The sequence below is a fragment of the Micromonospora sp. NBC_01638 genome (assembly GCF_045209745.1).
In the GTDB taxonomy this organism is placed as follows: domain Bacteria; phylum Actinomycetota; class Actinomycetes; order Mycobacteriales; family Micromonosporaceae; genus Micromonospora.
The window spans coordinates 476097-492017 of record NZ_CP109273.1 but is presented as its reverse complement, the minus strand read 5'-3'; the positions used below and the strand labels follow the sequence as shown (position 1 = coordinate 492017).

The following is a 15921-nucleotide window of genomic DNA, read 5'->3' as shown; positions in this document are numbered from 1 at the left end:
GGGTGACTAGGCTCGACGGGTGGACCAGACCCGAGGCCGGTTCGCCGGGCCCCCGCTGACACCCCGCACCGCCGTGATCTGGTCGGTGCTCCGCGCCGAGCTGGACCGGCGCGGCGACGCCGAGCTGACCGTGTTGGACGTGGGCGGCGGCACCGGCGGTTTCGCCGTCCCGCTGGCCCGCGCCGGGCATCGGGTCACCGTGGTCGACGCCAGCCCGGACGCGCTGGCCGCACTCACCCGCCGGGCCGCCGAGGCCGGGGTGGCCGACCGGATCGCCGCCGTCCAGGGCGACGGCGACGCCCTCGCGGGGCTGGTCGAGCCGGCCGGCGTCGACCTGGTGCTCTGCCACGCCGTGCTGGAAGTGGTCGACGATCCGACGCCGGTGGTGGCCGCGCTGGCCACCGCGCTGCGTCCCGGCGGCGCGGTCAGTGTGCTGGTGGCCGGCCGGGCCGCTGCCGTGCTGGGCCGCGCGATGAACGGGCACCTGGACGTCGCTGCCGCGCTGGCCGCCGATCCGGATGGCACCGCCGGGCCGCGGGACACTCTGCGCCGGCGTTACGACGCCCCCGGCGCCGCCGCGCTGCTCGGCGCCGCCGGGCTCGTGGTCGAGGAGATCCACGGGGTACGCGTGCTGGCCGACCTGCTGCCGGCCGCGGTCGCCGATGGGCAGTCCGCCGCCCTGGTCGAGTTGGAACGTGCGCTGGCCGCCCAACCGCCGTACCGGGACCTGGCCGCCCAGCTGCACCTGTTCGCCCGCCGGCCGGCATGATCGCCGAGCCGGGTGGCGTGCCGGCGCCACTGGAGGTCCTCGGGCCGGACCACGGCGGCGGCCGTCTCGCCGATGTGCTGCCCAGCGCGCTCGCCGTGCTGGGCGTGCCCGGATCCGCCGACCCCCTCGGGCTCGTCGGAGCGTTGGCCGGGGTACGCCGGATCGCCGTGCTGCTGGTCGACGGGCTCGGTTGGTACCAGTTGCCGACCGCCGCGCCGTACGCGCCGGCCCTCGCCGGGCTGGCGGCGACGGTGGCCCGGCCGCTCATCGCCGGTTTCCCGTCCACCACCCCGACCAGTCTGGTGTCGCTGGGCACCGGCGTCGCGCCGGGCGCGCACGGGGTGCTCGGCTTCACCGTGCGGGTGCCCGGCACCGACCGGGTGCTCACCCACACCGACTGGGCTGGCGACCCGCCGCCGCTGCGCTGGCAGCCGGTGCCCACCCAGCTGGAGCGGGCCCGCGCCGCCGGCGTGACGGTGACCGTGGTGAGCCGGCCGGAGTTCGGTGGCAGCGGGTTGACCCTGGCCGCCAACCGGGGCGGTGACTTCCGGGGCGCCGCCGGTGGGGACGCGGTGGCCGCCACCATGCTGGCCGCGCTGGCCGCCGGCTCCGGACCCACCCTGGTCTCCGGTTACCACGCCGACCTGGACCGGCACGGCCACCTCAGCGGCGTCGACTCGGCGCCCTGGCGGATCGCCGCCACCGAGGTGGACACGCTGCTCGCCCGGTTGGTCGACGGGCTGCCGCCGGACGCGGCGCTGCTGGTGACCGCCGACCACGGCCAGCTCGACATTCCCGCCGCGCACCGCTTCGACCTGGACACCGATCCGCGACTGCGCGCCGGTGTGCGGCTGGTGGCCGGTGAGGCCCGGGTCCGCTACCTGCACGTCGAGCCGGGCGCGGTCGACGACGTGCTGGCCGCCTGGTCCGAGGTGCTGGGTGCCGCGGCGCGGGTACGCACCCGCGACGAGGTGGTGGCCACCGGCTGGTTCGGGCCGGTGCCCGAGGAGCACCGGGGGCGGATCGGCGACGTGGTGGTGACCTGCAACGACACGTACGCGGTCATGGCCAGTCGCACCGAGCGGCCGATGGCGTCGCGACTGGTGGCGTACCACGGGTCGGACACCGCCGCCGAGCTGACCGTGCCGCTGCTGGTCGTGCGCGGCTGACCGGCGGACGGTCCGGCCCGTTGACGGCTGGTGGTGTCGTACCCCCGGGTTAATCTGCCGGGATGGGCCGCAGTCAGTCGTTGCCCCGGGGCGACGATCCGCGCTTCGGGCCGGACGCCGACGACTCCGGCAGCCCGATCCTGCACGTCGACATGGACGCGTTCTTCGCCGCCGTCGAGGTGCGCCGCCGACCCGAGCTGCGCGGCCGGCCGGTGGTCGTCGGCGGCGTTGGGCCGCGCGGGGTGGTCAGCTCGGCCAGCTACGAGGCCCGCCAGTACGGCGTGCGCAGCGCGATGCCGACCAGTCAGGCCCGGGCCCGCTGCCCGCACGCGGTCTACCTGCCACCGGATTCCACCGCCTACACGGTCGCCTCCCGGGCGGTCATGCAGATTTTCCGGGACGTCACCCCGCTGGTCGAGCCGCTCTCCCTCGACGAGGCGTTCCTCGACGTGACCGGTGCCCGCCGACTCTTCGGCTCCCCGGCCACCATCGCCCGCCTCATTCGCCGCCGGGTCGCCGACGAGCAGGCGCTGACCTGCTCGGTCGGGGTGGCGCCGAGCAAGTTCGTGGCCAAGCTGGGTTCCACCCGGGCCAAGCCGGACGGCCTGCTGGTCGTGCCCCCGGGGCAGGTGCTCGACTTCCTGCACCCGCTGCCGGTGGACGCGCTGTGGGGGGTGGGGGAGCGCGCCGCCGAAGCGCTGCGCCGGCTCGGCCTGACCACCGTCGGCGACCTCGCCGAGGCGCCGGTGAGCATGCTTCGCCGAGCGGTCGGTGCCGCCTCGGCGACGCACCTGCACGAGCTGGCCTGGGGACGGGACCCGCGCCGGGTCAGCTCCGAGCACGTCGACAAGTCGATCGGCGCCGAGGTGACCTTCGACGTCGACGTGGCCGACCCGCAGGAGATCCGCCGTACGTTGCTCGCGCTCAGCGCGAAGGTCGGCGTCCGGCTGCGAGGCTCCGGGCAGGTCGGTCGCACGGTCGCACTCAAGGTCCGGCTGGCCGACTTCCGCACCGTCAGCCGCTCCCGCACCCTCGACGTGCCCACCGACACCGCCCGCGAGATGTTCGACACGGTCTGGGCGCTCTACACCGCGTTGGACCCAGGCGAGCGGATCCGACTCGTCGGTGTCCGGGTGGAAGGGCTCGCCCCGTCGCAGGGCGCCCACCGGCAGCTCACCCTCGGCGCGCCCGAGCGTGGCTGGCGCGAAGCGGAAGCTGCCTCGGACGCCGCTGCTGCCCGTTTCGGGCGGTCCGTCATAGGTCCGGCCAGTCTGATGGGCGATCGTGATCCCCGCCGAAACGAAAATCCACCCCACCCATAGGTCGTCCCGCTTTCCGACGCGCGACCCCCCTCGTAGACTTGCGGGTAAGCAGCCGGTTGGCTGCCACGGTCTGTCGGCCCGAGTGGGCCCGACCAACGTGACCGGGGAGGAGTGCCGTGCCGCTCTCGGAGCACGAGCAGCGGCTGTTCGAGCAGATCGAGCGGTCGCTTGCCGAGGACCCCAAATTCGCCTCGGCCGTGCGCGCCAGCGATCCGCGCTTCCATGCGCGGCGTCGCCTGCTCGTCGCCGCCGGCGTCATAATCGCTGGCTTGGCTCTACTGGTCTATGGCGCGGTGATCAAGACTCCACCGCTGGCGGTGGCGGGCTTCGTCGTCATGCTGGCGTCGGCCGCGTTCGCGGTGCAGTCGCACCGGCGGGCGCAGTCACCTGACCTGCACGTGGTGGGCGGCACGACGAGTCGTCGCCGTCCCCGCGGTGGCCGGTCCGGTCGCCGGTCGTCAATCCTGGACCGCATGGAGGACAGGTGGCGGCAGCGCCCGGAGGGGCACCGCTGAGCCAGTCCCGCCCCTGAGGCGGGACGTACGCCGCGACGAGCGGGTCGCCGGGCACAGCCCCGGGCGACCTCCGTCGTATCCGCGCGCCCTCTCCCGCTGCCCCTTCCCGCATGATCGTGCTCGACCCTGGTTGTAGTGGCATCGTGCGCGACGTGAGGGGCCTTGTTCCTGGATCGAGCACGATCTTGGGTGGCCCGGTATTCGTTGAGCCGCCATCCCACGTCACCCCATGATCACCTGATGGTGAGTAGCTGCGAGAACCTATCTGCAACTACTGGTCATCAAGTGATCATGGGGTGGCGTGGTGGGTTTTGGTCAGCGGGCCGCCCGGTCGGCCAGCAGCCGTCGGGGGTTCCAGCGCAGCAGCCTGTACCGGGCCCGCCCGGTCAGCGCCACCATTCGACTGGACGCGTCCGCCAGGGTGGTCCTCCACCGCAGCAGCACCGACGGCGGCAACACGGCGGCGAGCAGGCGGGTCCGCCGGTCGGCCCGCGCGGCGAGCGCCCCACGGACCGCGCTCAGCGCCGGAAGCAACCGCTCACCGGTCAGCGGATCCCGCGCGTAGCGGGCCCGTTCCTCCGCCCGGCCGAGCAGTCGCGCCGACCCGATCGCTGCGGTGTCGTCGTTGAGGGTGACCCGGACAAGCCGGTCCGCGGTCGCCCTGGGCGTCTCGGTCGGATCGACCGGGACCCGGAAGTCCACCAGTGTGTCGAGCAGCTCCGCCCAGGCGGCGTGCGCGTCCGCGCGGGCACGGTTGGCGTCCGCGCCGACCACCACCAGTCGGGTTCCTGGCTCGCCGACGTCATCGACGGTGGCGGCGGCCACTGCGGCGCTCGGCGCCTGGCCACCTCGTCGGCGGCGCAGCGCGAGCCGGCGCAGAGCGGGTACGGCGAGCAGTATCAGCAGGGCCAACAGGCCCGCCGTCCACCAGGGCCAGACCGGCGGCTGCTCGTCCGGAGTGGTTGCGCCGAGGGCGAGCCCGTCGTCGATGTCGCGGTCTGCGTTGTCCGAGCCGGCCGGACCAGCCGGCTCTTCGGCGCCCGCCGGGCTGTCCTTGACGCCGGTGCCCGGCGTGGACGGCTCCGGCGCGTCAGTGTCCGGTGCCCAGGCCGACCGGGTGGACCCCGGCACCCCGTACGCCGGGGTGGCGTCGAACGGCACCCAGCCGACCCCGTCGAAGTAGACCTCGGTCCAGGCGTGCAGGTTGAGGTTGGTCAGCGTGAACGTGTCACCGTCGCGCTTGCTGCCGTTGGTGAACCCGAACGCCACCCGGGCCGGGATGCCGGCCGAGCGGACCAGCCAGGCCATCGCGGCGGCGTACTGCTGGCAGTAGCCAACCTTGTTGGTCAGGAAGTTGACGATGTCCTGCCCGCTGCTGCCGCTCTCGGTGCTGAGCCGGTAGCTGAACCCGTTGTCCGCCGAGAAGTGCTGGTAGATCGCCAACACCCGGTCGTAGTCGGTGCGCTTGTCCTGGACCAGCCCCTTGACCAGCTCCTCCACCTCGGGCACCGCCCCGGGGGTGGCGGTCATCTGCCGGCGTACCGGGTGGTCCGCCGGCAGCGGTTGCGCGGCCCGCAGCGTCGCCGGCGAGTATGTCGAGCGCAGGTAGTCGAAGGAGTACTTCCGGCCCCGGGAGTTTTCCCGGTTGGAGAAGATGACCTGCTGGTTGGGGTCGTAGAGCCAGTTGCCGTTGAGGTCCTCGGTGCGTACCGGCTCGGCGTACACCGGCATCAGCGACATGCTCAGGCTCCTGGTGACCTCGACGGTCGCCCGGTAGGGGGTCTGCTGCACGCCCTGGCCAATCCGCTCGGCCGGGTTCGGCAGGTCCCGGTTGGCCGGCCGGCCGCTCGGGTTGCGCGCCTGGAAACCACTCGGGCGCAGGTCGTCGGCTACCGCGTAGCGCAGGTAGAACGGATTCGGCTCGGACGTCGTCACCTTGACCAGGTCGGCCACCTCGGACTGGTTGAGCTGGCCGGCGAGCGAGGCGAACAGGTCGATGCGACCGGACGTGCCACCCGAGCCGCTCCCGTTGCCGGTGCCCGGCGAACGGCTGAGGGAGTCGAGCAGCCCGCCGGTCATGCCGGGCACCGCCAGCGGAAGCACCACCGCCAGGGCCACCCCGACCGCCGCGAGCCGCCGGCCGGCGGAGGCCAGCGGCGAAGCCTCCCACACGTCGACGTCGCGGCCGTCCCCGGTGAACCGGCGTCCGAATCGGCGCACCCGGTCGACATTGTCGGTGACCAGCAGCCAGAGGTAACCGGCGGCGCCCACCACGAACGGCGTCGCGGGGACGCTGTCCACGTAGACGGCGACCGGCACCGAGTAGATGGCGAGCATCGGCAGCCCCGCCAGCGCGGGCCGGCGCAGCCCCACGGCCAGCACGTCCACCAGCACGGCGACCGCGCCGACGCCGAGCACGGCGATGAACAGCAGCGGGTCGGTGTCCGGGACCTCGACTCCGTACGAGCGCATGTCCTGCATGGAGCCGGCCAGCAGATCGGCGAAGTGCGCGAGCGTGCCCGGAGTGGGCAGGACGGCGAGCAGCTCCTCGCCGCTGGGGAACAACCAGGTCAGGGCGAGCGCCAGGCCGGCCAGCATGCCCAGCACCTGACCCCACAGTGGTGCCCGGGCGAGCCGGGTCAGCGCGGCCACCCCGGCCACCACGGCGACCGCGATGACGGACTCGATCAACCATGTCCAGCTCTGGAAGATGGCTGACAGCGGCGCGGCGGCCAGCAGCGTGGCCGCGGCCGCCACCAGGCCGATGTTCCGACTGGCGATCATGAGGGGAACCTTCCGTTCATCGCACGCCGCCGGCGACCGTCTCGGCCAGCGCGGCGCGCAGGGCGAAGCCCTGGGAACCTCGGCCGGCCTGCGGCCACAGCGCTGGCAGTCGGGCGCCGTGGTCGACGCCGACCACACGCCAGCCGCTCTGCAGCATGGAGAGGACTGCGGCGCCGTGCGCGTGCTCCGCCTCGGCCCGGGCCTTCTCCGGCAGGCTGAGCCAGGTGGAACTGTTCAGCAGGAAGCCGATGCAGGTGGCGCCGTTGCCCCGCAGCCCGGCCAGCAGCTCGGCCTCGGCCGCGCTCACCGTGCCGAACAAACCGATGACCAAACCGCCGTCGGAGCGTTGGCGGACCCGCTGCACGAGGCCGGCCACCTCGGCGCGCTGATCCAGCCGGACCTCCGCGAGGTGGTCGAGCAGCGCCCCGTCACCGCCGGCCTCCGAGGCGTCCACATCGACCCCCGAGCCGGTGACCAGGCGCAACTTGTAGCCGGCCTGCCGCAGGTGGACGGCGATGCTCGCGGCGGCGGAGACGGCCCACTCGAAACTGGCCGTCGGCCCCTCGCCGCGGTGGCCGTACGCCCGGGTGTCCAGAACGACCGTGGCCCTGCTCTCCCACGGCTGCTCCTCGCGGCGCACCATCAGCTCGCCGGTACGTGCGGTGGACTTCCAGTGCACCCGGCGCAGGTCGTCGCCGCGCCGGTATTCCCGGGTCGCCGCGTCGTCCTCCCCGTGCACCGCCACCGAGCGGGCCCGGCTGTCGCCGCTGCCCGCGTACTCCCCGGGGAGCCGGACCGACGGCAGCGGGGTGACCTGCGGGATGACCGTCAGGTGGTCGGTGCTGGGGAAGGACCGGGTGAGCTCGCAGAGGCCGAACGGGTCGGTCATCCGGACCACCAGCGGGCCCACGTCGTAGCGGCCCCGCACGTCGGCCCGCACGGTGTACGCCACGGACGTCGCCTGTTGCGCGCCGAGCCGCTCCAACACGACCCGGGGTCGGCTGCCCAGCGCGTAGGGCAGCCGGTCCTCCAGGAGGAGGGTGCCGGTCGGCAGCCGGGAGAGGTTCTGCAGGCGCAGCACCACCCGGGAGTTGGCGCCGACCGGAACCCGGTGCGGGTCCAGTGAACGGTTGCAGGCCAGCTTGTAGCGGCTGCGCCCGACGTAGGCCGCAGCCAGCAACGGCAGGATGGCCAACAGCACAGCCACCCGGAGCAGGTCCTTCTCGCCGAGGATGCCGGCCGAGATCGCCGCCGCGACCGCCGCGGCGAGGAAGGAGCGCCCGCGGGTGGTCAGCCCGCGCAGCCCGGCACGCACGTCATGGCCTCCGCGGCTCGTAGGAGGCGCGGCCGTTGCCGGTGGCGGGCCGGGTGTCGTACGGGTTGCGCTGCCGGTCGTGTGGCAGCGGCAGGCGGTGCACCAGCTCGGAGACGATCGCGTCGGTGGTGCGTCGGGCGAGCTGCGCGTCCGCGGTCGGGATGATCCGGTGCGCGAGCACCGGCACCGCCAGGGCCTGCAGGTCGTCGGGGAGGACGTAGTCGCGGCCCTCCAGGGCGGCGACCGCGCGGGCGGTGCGCAACAGCTGCAGGGTCGCCCGGGGAGAAGCACCGAGCCGCAGGTCGGGCGCTTCGCGGGTGGCGGTGACCAGGTCGATCGCGTACTGCTTGACCGCGTCCGCGACGTGCACCTGCCGGACGGTGGCGATGAGCTGCCGAACGGTGGCGGCGTCGGAGACCGCGCGCAGCTCGTGCAGAGGGTCGGTGGCGCCGTGCCCGTCCAGCATGGCCAACTCGGCGTTGGCGTCCGGGTAACCCATCGCGATGCGGGCGGTGAACCGGTCGCGCTGCGCCTCGGGCAGCGGGTAGGTCCCCTCCATCTCGATCGGATTCTGGGTGGCGATGACCATGAATGGCGTCTGGAGCTGGTACGTCACGCCGTCGACGGTGACCTGCCGCTCCTCCATGCACTCCAGCAACGCCGACTGGGTCTTCGGCGAGGCCCGGTTGATCTCGTCGCCGACCACCAGGTTGGCGAACACGGCGCCGGGACGGAACTCGAAGTCGTGCGTCTCCTGGTTGTAGACGCTGACCCCGGTGACGTCGCTGGGCAGCAGGTCGGGGGTGAACTGGATCCGCCGCACGGTGCAGTCGATGGACCGCGCGAGGGCCTTGGCCAGCTTGGTCTTGCCGACACCCGGGACGTCTTCGATCAGGAGGTGGCCCTCGGCGAGCAGGACGGCCAGGGCGAGCCGCACGGTGGCGGTCTTACCCTCGATGACCTGCTCGATGTTGGTCACGATGGCCTCGCTGGCGGCGCGGAACTCGTCGTGCGGCAGTAGGCCGCCCACCTCGTCCCAGGTCTGTTGTGTCACGGGGCCTCCTCCTCGTCGCCAATACGGCAGCTCTCTAAAGAGCACCTGGACCCGTCGTTGGGTTCGCGACGTCGAGCCTCATATGCCGCAGGAATCTCACTGGGCTCTCAGGCTAACCATGTTTGTCGTTCTCGCCGACCCCCGCAGGTGGTCCGTCGGTTACGCACCGATTTTCGCCACGTCGGGGGACCGGGTTCGACCATCGCGGGGGTCGGTGGGCCGGGACCGCTGACGGGGTACACTGCCGGACATGGCCGGAGTCTTCCTGCTTCTTACCGGGCCGTGCTGATGCGCTGAACGCGCGACAGTACGGCGGCCCCTCCTGCGCGAGGGGCTTTTTTGTGCCCGCCGCCGGCCCGGCCCGACGGTGCCGAGACGAAGCGAAGCGAAGCGAGGAGAGACGATGAGTGAGGCAGCCGCACCGGCGGGCGACATTCCCCCGTTCCGGTACACCGCAGCCCTGGCCGACGAGATCGAGAATCGTTGGCAGGACATCTGGGCGCGCGAGGGCACCTTCCACGCACCGAACCCGACCGGCCCGCTGGCCGACCCGACCCACCCCCGCGCCGGCGCGGAAAAGCTGTACGTGCTGGACATGTTCCCGTACCCGTCCGGTGCCGGCCTGCACGTCGGCCACCCGCTGGGTTACATCGGCACCGACTGTTACGCCCGCTACCAGCGGATGGCCGGCCGCAACGTGCTGCACGCGATGGGCTTCGACGCGTTCGGCCTGCCCGCCGAGCAGTACGCGGTGCAGACCGGCACCCACCCCAGGACCACGACCGAGCAGAACATCGAGCGGTACAAGGTGCAGCTGCGCCGGCTGGGCCTGGCCCACGACGAGCGCCGCTCGGTGGCCACCATCGACACCGACTTCTACCGCTGGACCCAGTGGATCTTCCTGCAGATCTTCAACTCCTGGTACGACCGCGACGCGGGCCGGGCCCGCCCGATCGCCGAGCTGATCGCCGAGTTCGAGGGCGGTAACCGATCCACCCCGGACGGCCGCGCCTGGGCCGAGCTGAGTGTCGCCGAGCGCCGCCAGGTCGTCGACGACCGCCGACTGGCGTACGTCTCCGAGGCCCCGGTGAACTGGTGCCCGGGGCTGGGCACCGTGCTGGCCAACGAGGAGGTCACCGCCGACGGTCGCTCCGACCGGGGCAACTTCCCGGTCTTCAAGCGCAACCTGAAGCAGTGGATGATGCGGATCACCGCGTACGGCGACCGGCTGATCGAGGACCTGGACACCCTGGACTGGCCCGAGCCGATCAAGCTGATGCAGCGCAACTGGATCGGCCGCTCCACCGGCGCCCACATCGACTTCCCGACCGCCCTGGAGCCGGTGCGGGTGTTCACGACCCGACCGGACACCGTCTTCGGCGCCACCTACATGGTGCTGGCGCCCGAGCACGCGCTGGTCGACGCGCTGGCGCCGGCCACCTGGCCGGAGGAGACGAGGGACGCCTGGACCGGCGGGCACGCCAGCCCCCGGGAGGCTGTCGAGGCGTACCGCAAGGCCGCGGCCGCCAAGACCGACGTCGAGCGGCAGTCCGACACCAAGGAGAAGACCGGCGTCTTCATCGGCGCGTACGCCACCAACCCGGTCACCGGCGGGCAGATCCCGATTTTCATCGCCGACTACGTGCTGGCCGGCTACGGCACCGGCGCGATCATGGCGGTGCCGGCGCAGGACGAGCGGGACTGGGCGTTCGCCGAGGTCTTCGAGCTGCCCATCCTGCGTACCGTGCAGCCGGCGAAGGGCTTCGACGGCAAGGCGTACACCGGGGACGGCCCGGCGATCAACAGCGCCGCGCCCGAGCGCGGCCTGGACCTGAACGGCCTGGGGGTCACCGAGGCCAAGGCGACGATCATCGCCTGGCTGGAGGCGAACGGGCACGGCACCGGCGCGGTGACCTACCGGCTGCGCGACTGGCTGTTCTCCCGCCAGCGCTACTGGGGTGAGCCTTTCCCGATCGTCTACGACGAGACCGGCGCGGCCATCGCCCTGCCCGAGGAGATGCTGCCGGTCGAGCTGCCGGAGGTGGACGACTTCTCCCCGAAGACGTTCGACTCCGACGACGCGGACAGCAACCCGGAGACCCCGCTGTCCCGCCGCCGCGACTGGGTCGAGGTCGAGCTGGACCTGGGTGACGGGCCAAAGCGCTACACCCGGGAAACCAACGTGATGCCGCAGTGGGCCGGCTCCTGCTGGTACGAGCTGCGCTACCTGGACCCGACCAACAGTGAGCGGTTCGTCGACGCGGAGAACGAGCGCTACTGGATGGGCCCGCGCGCCGACGGTGACTGCGGGGGCACCGACCTGTACGTGGGCGGTGCTGAGCACGCCGTGCTGCACCTGCTGTACGCGCGGTTCTGGCACAAGGTGCTGTTCGACCTGGGGCACGTGTCGTCGTTCGAGCCGTTCCGCAAGCTGTTCAACCAGGGCATGATCCAGGCGTACGCGTACACCGACTCGCGCGGCAGCTACGTGCAGGCCGAGGAGGTCGTCGAGCGCGACGGCGCCTACTACCTGGGCGACCTGGCGGTCAAGCGCGAGTACGGCAAGATGGGCAAGTCGCTGAAGAACGTGGTGACCCCCGACGACATGTGCGCCGTGTACGGTGCGGACACCTTCCGGGTGTACGAGATGTCGATGGGTCCGCTGGAGGTGTCCCGCCCCTGGGAGACCAGGGCGGTGGTCGGCTCGTACCGGTTCCTGCAGCGGGTCTGGCGAGCCGTCGTCGACGAGCAGACCGGCGAGCTGCGGGTCACCGAGGACCCGGCCGACGAGGCGACCCGCCGGCTGCTGCACAAGGTGATCGACGGGGTCCGTGGCGACATGGACGGCATCCGGTTCAACACCGCGGTCGCCAAGCTGATCGAGCTGACCAACGGGCTGACCCGGCTGTCGGCAACGCCCCGCGAGGTGGCCGAGCCGCTGGTGCTGATGGTGGCGCCATTCGCCCCGCACGTGGCCGAGGAGCTGTGGCGTCTGCTGGGCCACGACACCTCGCTGACGTACGTGGACTTCCCGACCGCTGACCCGGCGCTGCTGGTGGCCGACACGGTGACCTACCCGGTGCAGGTCAACGGCAAGGTCCGTGGCCGCATCGAGGTCCCCGCCGACGCCTCCGAGGAGACCGTCCGGGGGGCAGCGCTGGACGCGGTGGCCGCCGCCCTGGCCGGCAAGGAACCCCGCAAGGTCATCGTCGTCTCGGGACGAATGGTCTCCGTCGTCGCCTGACGCTGCACTGCGGACGCTACAGAGCGTGACAGCTCGTCGCAGCGGACGCCGCGTCGGCGATGAAACCGCCCGTGAGCGGCTCCTCGGCGGGGCCGTCAGCCAGGCGGCGGGGCCGTCAGTCGGGCTCGGGCACGGTCAGACCGGCAGGCGACGGCGCTGGCGCTCGGCGCGCCACCACTGGTGTACGAGCACCAGGCTGGCGATCAGGCCGAGGCTGGCCGGGGCGGCGGCGTACCAGTTGATGTGGCCGGGGGAGTTGGCCGCCGCGCCGATCGCCGCATAGCCGACGGCGGTCGGCGCGGACGCGATCACGCTGCCCGCCAGGAACGGCAGCACCCGTGCGCCGGTCGTGCCGTAGCCGTAGCTGACCAGCCCGAAGCCGGCGATCGGCAGCAGTCGGACGGTGATCACGCCGAGTACGCTCTGCCGGGCGAACCAGCCATCGAGGCGGGCCAGGCGACCACGGACCCGTTCGGCGACGAACTCCCGGCCGAGCAGCCGGCCGACCGTGAACCCGATCGCCGCGGCCACGAGTGCGGCGCCCAGGGCGTACGCGGCGCCCTCCAGCGGGCCGAAGATCGCGCCCGCCGCGAGTGTGATGAAGGTCCGGGGGACCAGCGCGACCAGCAGCAGCGCGCCGCCGAGGATCGCCGCCACCGGGGCGAGGTCGCCCAGTCGGTCGGCCAACAACGGCAGCTGATCCGGGTCCGGCCGGGGTGCCAGGAGCAGCAGCAGCCCGCAGCCGCCGATCAGCAGCACGAGCAGGGCGAACCGGGCGGCCGACGGCTGCCGGAGCAGTCGCCGGACGGCTCGGGTCATGCCCGGGCGGCGGCCACTGCGGAGCGGCGCTCATCGCGGAGCCGGTCCGACCAGGTGTCGTCCAGCGGCGGGAGCTGGTGTGCCCCGGTGGCCCAGCGCAGCAGCAGGTCGGCGAGGGCCGGGTTGCGGGCCAGCGCCGGACCATGCGAGTAGGTGCCCAGCAGCTTGCCGCGCCACGCGCCCTCGGTGGCGCCGTCGTTACCCACCCCGGCGGTGACCCGGGCCAGCGGGGAGACCTCCGGACCGAGGCGGGTGCGGCCGCCGTGGTTCTCGAAACCGGTCAGCGGGGGCAGGCCCAGCCGGGGGTCGATCTCACCGGCCAGTTCACCGACGGCCCGGCTCTCGTTCCGGTCGGACTGCAGGTCGAGCAGTTCCAGGCCGCGGCACTGCACGCCCTTGGCGAAGAAGGAGGTGCCGAGTAGTTGGTAGCCGGCGCAGACGCCGAACACCACCGAACCCTGGGCGACCGCCCGGTGCAGACCGCCGTCGGCGAGCAGCCGCTGGGCACCCAGCGCCTGCGGGCCGTCCTCGCCGCCGCCGACCAGGTAGATGTCGGCGGTCGCGGGCAGTTGCTGATCGGAGCGGACCTCCAGCACCTCCACCGGCATGCCGCGTTGGCGCGCCCGACGGGCGAGGATCAGGGCGTTGCCCCGGTCGCCGTAGGTGGAGAGCAGGTCGGGGTAGATCCAGACGATGCGCAGGCTCTCAGATGACACGGTCCAACTCCGCTCGGATGTCCTGGAACGCGGTGTAGTTCGCGATGACCTCCAACCGCCCTGGCGGGACCGACCGGAGCGCCTCGTCGAAGGTGCGTACGTGCTGGAACGGCACGTCGTTGATGTCCAGTCGGACCGCCAGGTCGTATGCCCGGTCGCCGGTGATCAACACCTGTCGGCCGCGGAGCGGGGCGAAGTCGACGTCGAAGAGCCAGGACGTGTCGAGACCGTCGGGGTCGCGCGCGTTGATGGAGAGCAGGGTCGGCGCGTCATCGGCCATGTCGAAGGCCTCCAGCCAGCTGGCCGGGTTCTTGGCCAGCAGCAGCCGGATGTTGCGCCCGTCCTTGTCGACCTGCGCGTAGCGGCCGGCCACCGAGGTGACGATGCCGAGGCGGGACACCGCGTCGACCGGGCGGACGCCGAACTCGGCGGCCACGGCCAGCGCGGTCGCCGCGTTGCCGAGGTTGACCTTGCCCGGCAGTTGGAGGGAGACCTTGTGCCAGGCGCCGGTGGGGTCGAGGACCCCCTCGTCCTCGACGACCCACTGTGGCTCCGGCCGGCGCAGCGGACAGCCGGTGCACCACCACTGGCCGCCGGAGCGCGCGATGGTGGAGCCGCACTCCGGGCAGACCCAGGAGTCGTCGTGCCAGCGCTGGCCGGCACTGAACCAGGTCACGTGCGGCGGGTTGATGCCGCGGGCGGGGTCGGCCGGCGGGGTGGCGGCCCAGACCACCAACGGATCGTCGGCGTTGGCCACCACCCGCACGTTGGCGTGCCGGACCAGTGCCGCGCGCCAGAGCTGCGCCATCATGGCGACCTCCTTGGCGCGGTCGAGCTGGTCGCGGGAGAGGTTGAGCAGCGCGACCACGTGTGGCTCGGTCGCTTCCAGCACCTGGGCGAGGTAGTGCTCGTCCACCTCCAGCACCGCGTACGGGGTGCTGCCGGCCTTGGCCAGCGCCGAGGTGTGCCCGCTGGGCATGTTGGCGCCGAACGAGTTGGTGGCGACCCGGCCGAGCACGCCGACTGCGGCGGAGGTCAACCGGGTGGTGGTGGTCTTGCCGTTGGTGCCGGAGACGAGCGCGATCGCACGCCCGGCCGACAGGTGGGCCAGCAGATCCGGGTCGATCTTCAGGCCGATCCACCCGCCGATCACCGAACCGTCGCCACGGCCGGCGGCTCGGGAGAGCGCCGCGGCGGTCCGTGACACGGAGCTGGCCACCTTGGCCCGTAGGGGCATTTTCGCGTCCGTCACGCGAGCGAGGTTACCGGACCGCCCGCCCCACCAGATCGCCGCCGACGGTGAACCGTTCGGCCGTGGTGGCTGCGCGGGCGGCCGGTTGGGCGTCCACCGGACGGAGTCGATCTATGTCGGAAAGCGGACCACGCCGGAGGGGAGCCGTGGCCCTCCACTCCGCTCCACCCCTTGTGACGTGCGGTTTTGCCTCCGCGTCGGGCACGCCACGCGGGCGAATCTGGTTGCGGGTGGAGGGAAGTGGAGTAGAGTGGAGACCAATGGTGAGGCCGGGAGGGCTCACCGGCCCGGGGGGTCAGCGGCGCCGCGAACGCCGCTCAAGGGCGAGGGGGTAGGGCCGATGTTCCTCGGCACCCACACTCCGCGCCTGGACGAAAAGGGCCGGTTGATCCTTCCGGCCAAGTTCCGGGATGAGCTGGCGGGGGGTGTCGTGGTCACCAAAGGGCAGGAGCGCTGTCTCTACGTTTTCCCGACCCCTGAGTTCCAGCGGATCGCGGAGCAGTTGCGCGCGCAGCCGATGACGCACAAGGCGGCCCGGGCCTACAGCCGGGTCTTCTTCGCCAGCGCGCACGACGAGGTTCCGGACAAGCAGGGCCGGGTCACGATTCCGGCCCACCTGCGGGCGTACGCCGCGCTGGACCGCGAGCTGGTGGTCATCGGCGCGAGCACGCGGGTGGAGATCTGGGACAAGGTCGCCTGGGAGACCTACCTCGCCGACAGCGAAGACGATTTCGCCGACATCGAGGAGGGGGTGCTGCCCGGCGGTCTGTAGGGCGGAACGGCGCCCGACGTACTGCGAGATCTCCAGCCGCTTTCGAGTTCCTGGCATCCCTTCCCCGGTGCCAGGCGCACGATCCAGTCATCGGGCGAGAGTTCGGTGTCAGGCGGGAGCGGATGGGGATCTGGCGGTACGACGGCAGCGCCGTCCGACGACAGGCGCACGAGAAGAACGGACGTTTCAA

General features: G+C 72.4%; 12 protein-coding genes. 6 read left to right on the top strand and 6 right to left on the bottom strand.

Annotation, left to right across the window (positions count from 1 at the left end):
* The first annotated feature begins 19 nt into the window (after positions 1–19).
* The 4 genes from OG811_RS02150 to OG811_RS02135 all read left to right on the top strand — a co-directional run bounded on the left by OG811_RS02150 (position 20) and on the right by OG811_RS02135 (position 3775).
* Positions 20–769 (top strand): methyltransferase domain-containing protein, encoded by a 750-nt coding sequence (locus OG811_RS02150; protein ID WP_406071717.1) that lies wholly within the window; start codon positions 20–22, stop codon positions 767–769.
* On the top strand, positions 766–1938 hold the full coding sequence (locus OG811_RS02145; protein WP_406071715.1) for an alkaline phosphatase family protein: 1173 nt from the start codon (positions 766–768) through the stop codon (positions 1936–1938). The genes OG811_RS02150 and OG811_RS02145 overlap by 4 nt, the downstream gene beginning before the upstream one ends.
* A gap of 62 nt (positions 1939–2000) precedes the next feature.
* The gene (locus OG811_RS02140) at positions 2001–3260 is read left to right on the top strand and encodes a DNA polymerase IV (protein WP_406071713.1); all 1260 of its coding nucleotides are present in this window, start codon (positions 2001–2003) and stop codon (positions 3258–3260) included.
* Between the two features lie 116 nt (positions 3261–3376).
* Entirely contained in the window at positions 3377–3775 is a 399-nt protein-coding gene (locus OG811_RS02135) for a DUF3040 domain-containing protein (protein ID WP_030334542.1), read from the top strand.
* 315 nt (positions 3776–4090) lie between these two features.
* Here OG811_RS02135 and OG811_RS02130 read toward each other — a convergent pair whose 3' ends face one another.
* Genes OG811_RS02130 through OG811_RS02120 form a run of 3 tightly spaced genes read right to left on the bottom strand, consistent with a single transcriptional unit; the run spans position 4091 to position 8928 of the window.
* The gene (locus OG811_RS02130; RefSeq protein WP_406071712.1) at positions 4091–6559 is read right to left on the bottom strand and encodes a DUF3488 and DUF4129 domain-containing transglutaminase family protein; all 2469 of its coding nucleotides are present in this window, start codon (positions 6557–6559) and stop codon (positions 4091–4093) included.
* 16 nt (positions 6560–6575) lie between these two features.
* Positions 6576–7874, bottom strand: coding sequence for a DUF58 domain-containing protein (locus OG811_RS02125; RefSeq protein WP_406071710.1), 1299 nt, complete (start codon positions 7872–7874; stop codon positions 6576–6578).
* A 1-nt stretch (position 7875) separates the two neighbouring features.
* Positions 7876–8928, bottom strand: coding sequence for an AAA family ATPase (locus OG811_RS02120; RefSeq protein ID WP_406071709.1), 1053 nt, complete (start codon positions 8926–8928; stop codon positions 7876–7878).
* Between the two features lie 403 nt (positions 8929–9331).
* On the opposite strand from OG811_RS02120, the gene leuS reads away from it, so the two are divergent.
* Positions 9332–12172 (top strand): leucine--tRNA ligase, encoded by a 2841-nt coding sequence (gene leuS / locus OG811_RS02115; RefSeq protein ID WP_406071707.1) that lies wholly within the window; start codon positions 9332–9334, stop codon positions 12170–12172.
* 135 nt (positions 12173–12307) lie between these two features.
* On the opposite strand, the gene OG811_RS02110 is transcribed toward leuS, so the two are convergent.
* From OG811_RS02110 to OG811_RS02100, 3 genes are read right to left on the bottom strand one after another with little or no spacing between them, the layout of a single operon-like run.
* Positions 12308–12991, bottom strand: coding sequence for a TVP38/TMEM64 family protein (locus OG811_RS02110; protein ID WP_406071705.1), 684 nt, complete (start codon positions 12989–12991; stop codon positions 12308–12310).
* Positions 12988–13707 carry a type 1 glutamine amidotransferase gene (locus OG811_RS02105; protein ID WP_406071704.1) on the bottom strand — a complete coding sequence of 240 codons (720 nt, stop codon included), beginning with the start codon at positions 13705–13707 and terminating at the stop codon, positions 12988–12990. Before OG811_RS02105 ends, OG811_RS02110 begins: the two co-directional genes overlap by 4 nt.
* On the bottom strand, positions 13697–14944 hold the full coding sequence (locus OG811_RS02100) for a MurT ligase domain-containing protein (protein WP_406075455.1): 1248 nt from the start codon (positions 14942–14944) through the stop codon (positions 13697–13699). The genes OG811_RS02105 and OG811_RS02100 overlap by 11 nt, the downstream gene beginning before the upstream one ends.
* 355 nt (positions 14945–15299) lie before the next feature.
* Between OG811_RS02100 and mraZ the strand changes: the two genes are divergently transcribed.
* Positions 15300–15731, top strand: a complete 432-nt coding sequence (gene mraZ, locus OG811_RS02095) for a division/cell wall cluster transcriptional repressor MraZ (protein WP_124817664.1) — start codon at positions 15300–15302, stop codon at positions 15729–15731.
* Positions 15732–15921 lie beyond the last annotated feature (190 nt).

Coding starts and splice junctions, on each gene's coding strand:
- OG811_RS02110 (WP_406071705.1), bottom strand. CDS start 12,991: ATGACCCGAGCCGTCCGGCGACTGCTCCGGCAGCCGTCGGCCGCCCGG.
- OG811_RS02145 (WP_406071715.1), top strand. CDS start 766: ATGATCGCCGAGCCGGGTGGCGTGCCGGCGCCACTGGAGGTCCTCGGG.
- OG811_RS02130 (WP_406071712.1), bottom strand. CDS start 6,559: ATGATCGCCAGTCGGAACATCGGCCTGGTGGCGGCCGCGGCCACGCTG.
- OG811_RS02100 (WP_406075455.1), bottom strand. CDS start 14,944: ATGCCCCTACGGGCCAAGGTGGCCAGCTCCGTGTCACGGACCGCCGCG.
- leuS (WP_406071707.1), top strand. CDS start 9,332: ATGAGTGAGGCAGCCGCACCGGCGGGCGACATTCCCCCGTTCCGGTAC.
- OG811_RS02140 (WP_406071713.1), top strand. CDS start 2,001: ATGGGCCGCAGTCAGTCGTTGCCCCGGGGCGACGATCCGCGCTTCGGG.
- mraZ (WP_124817664.1), top strand. CDS start 15,300: ATGTTCCTCGGCACCCACACTCCGCGCCTGGACGAAAAGGGCCGGTTG.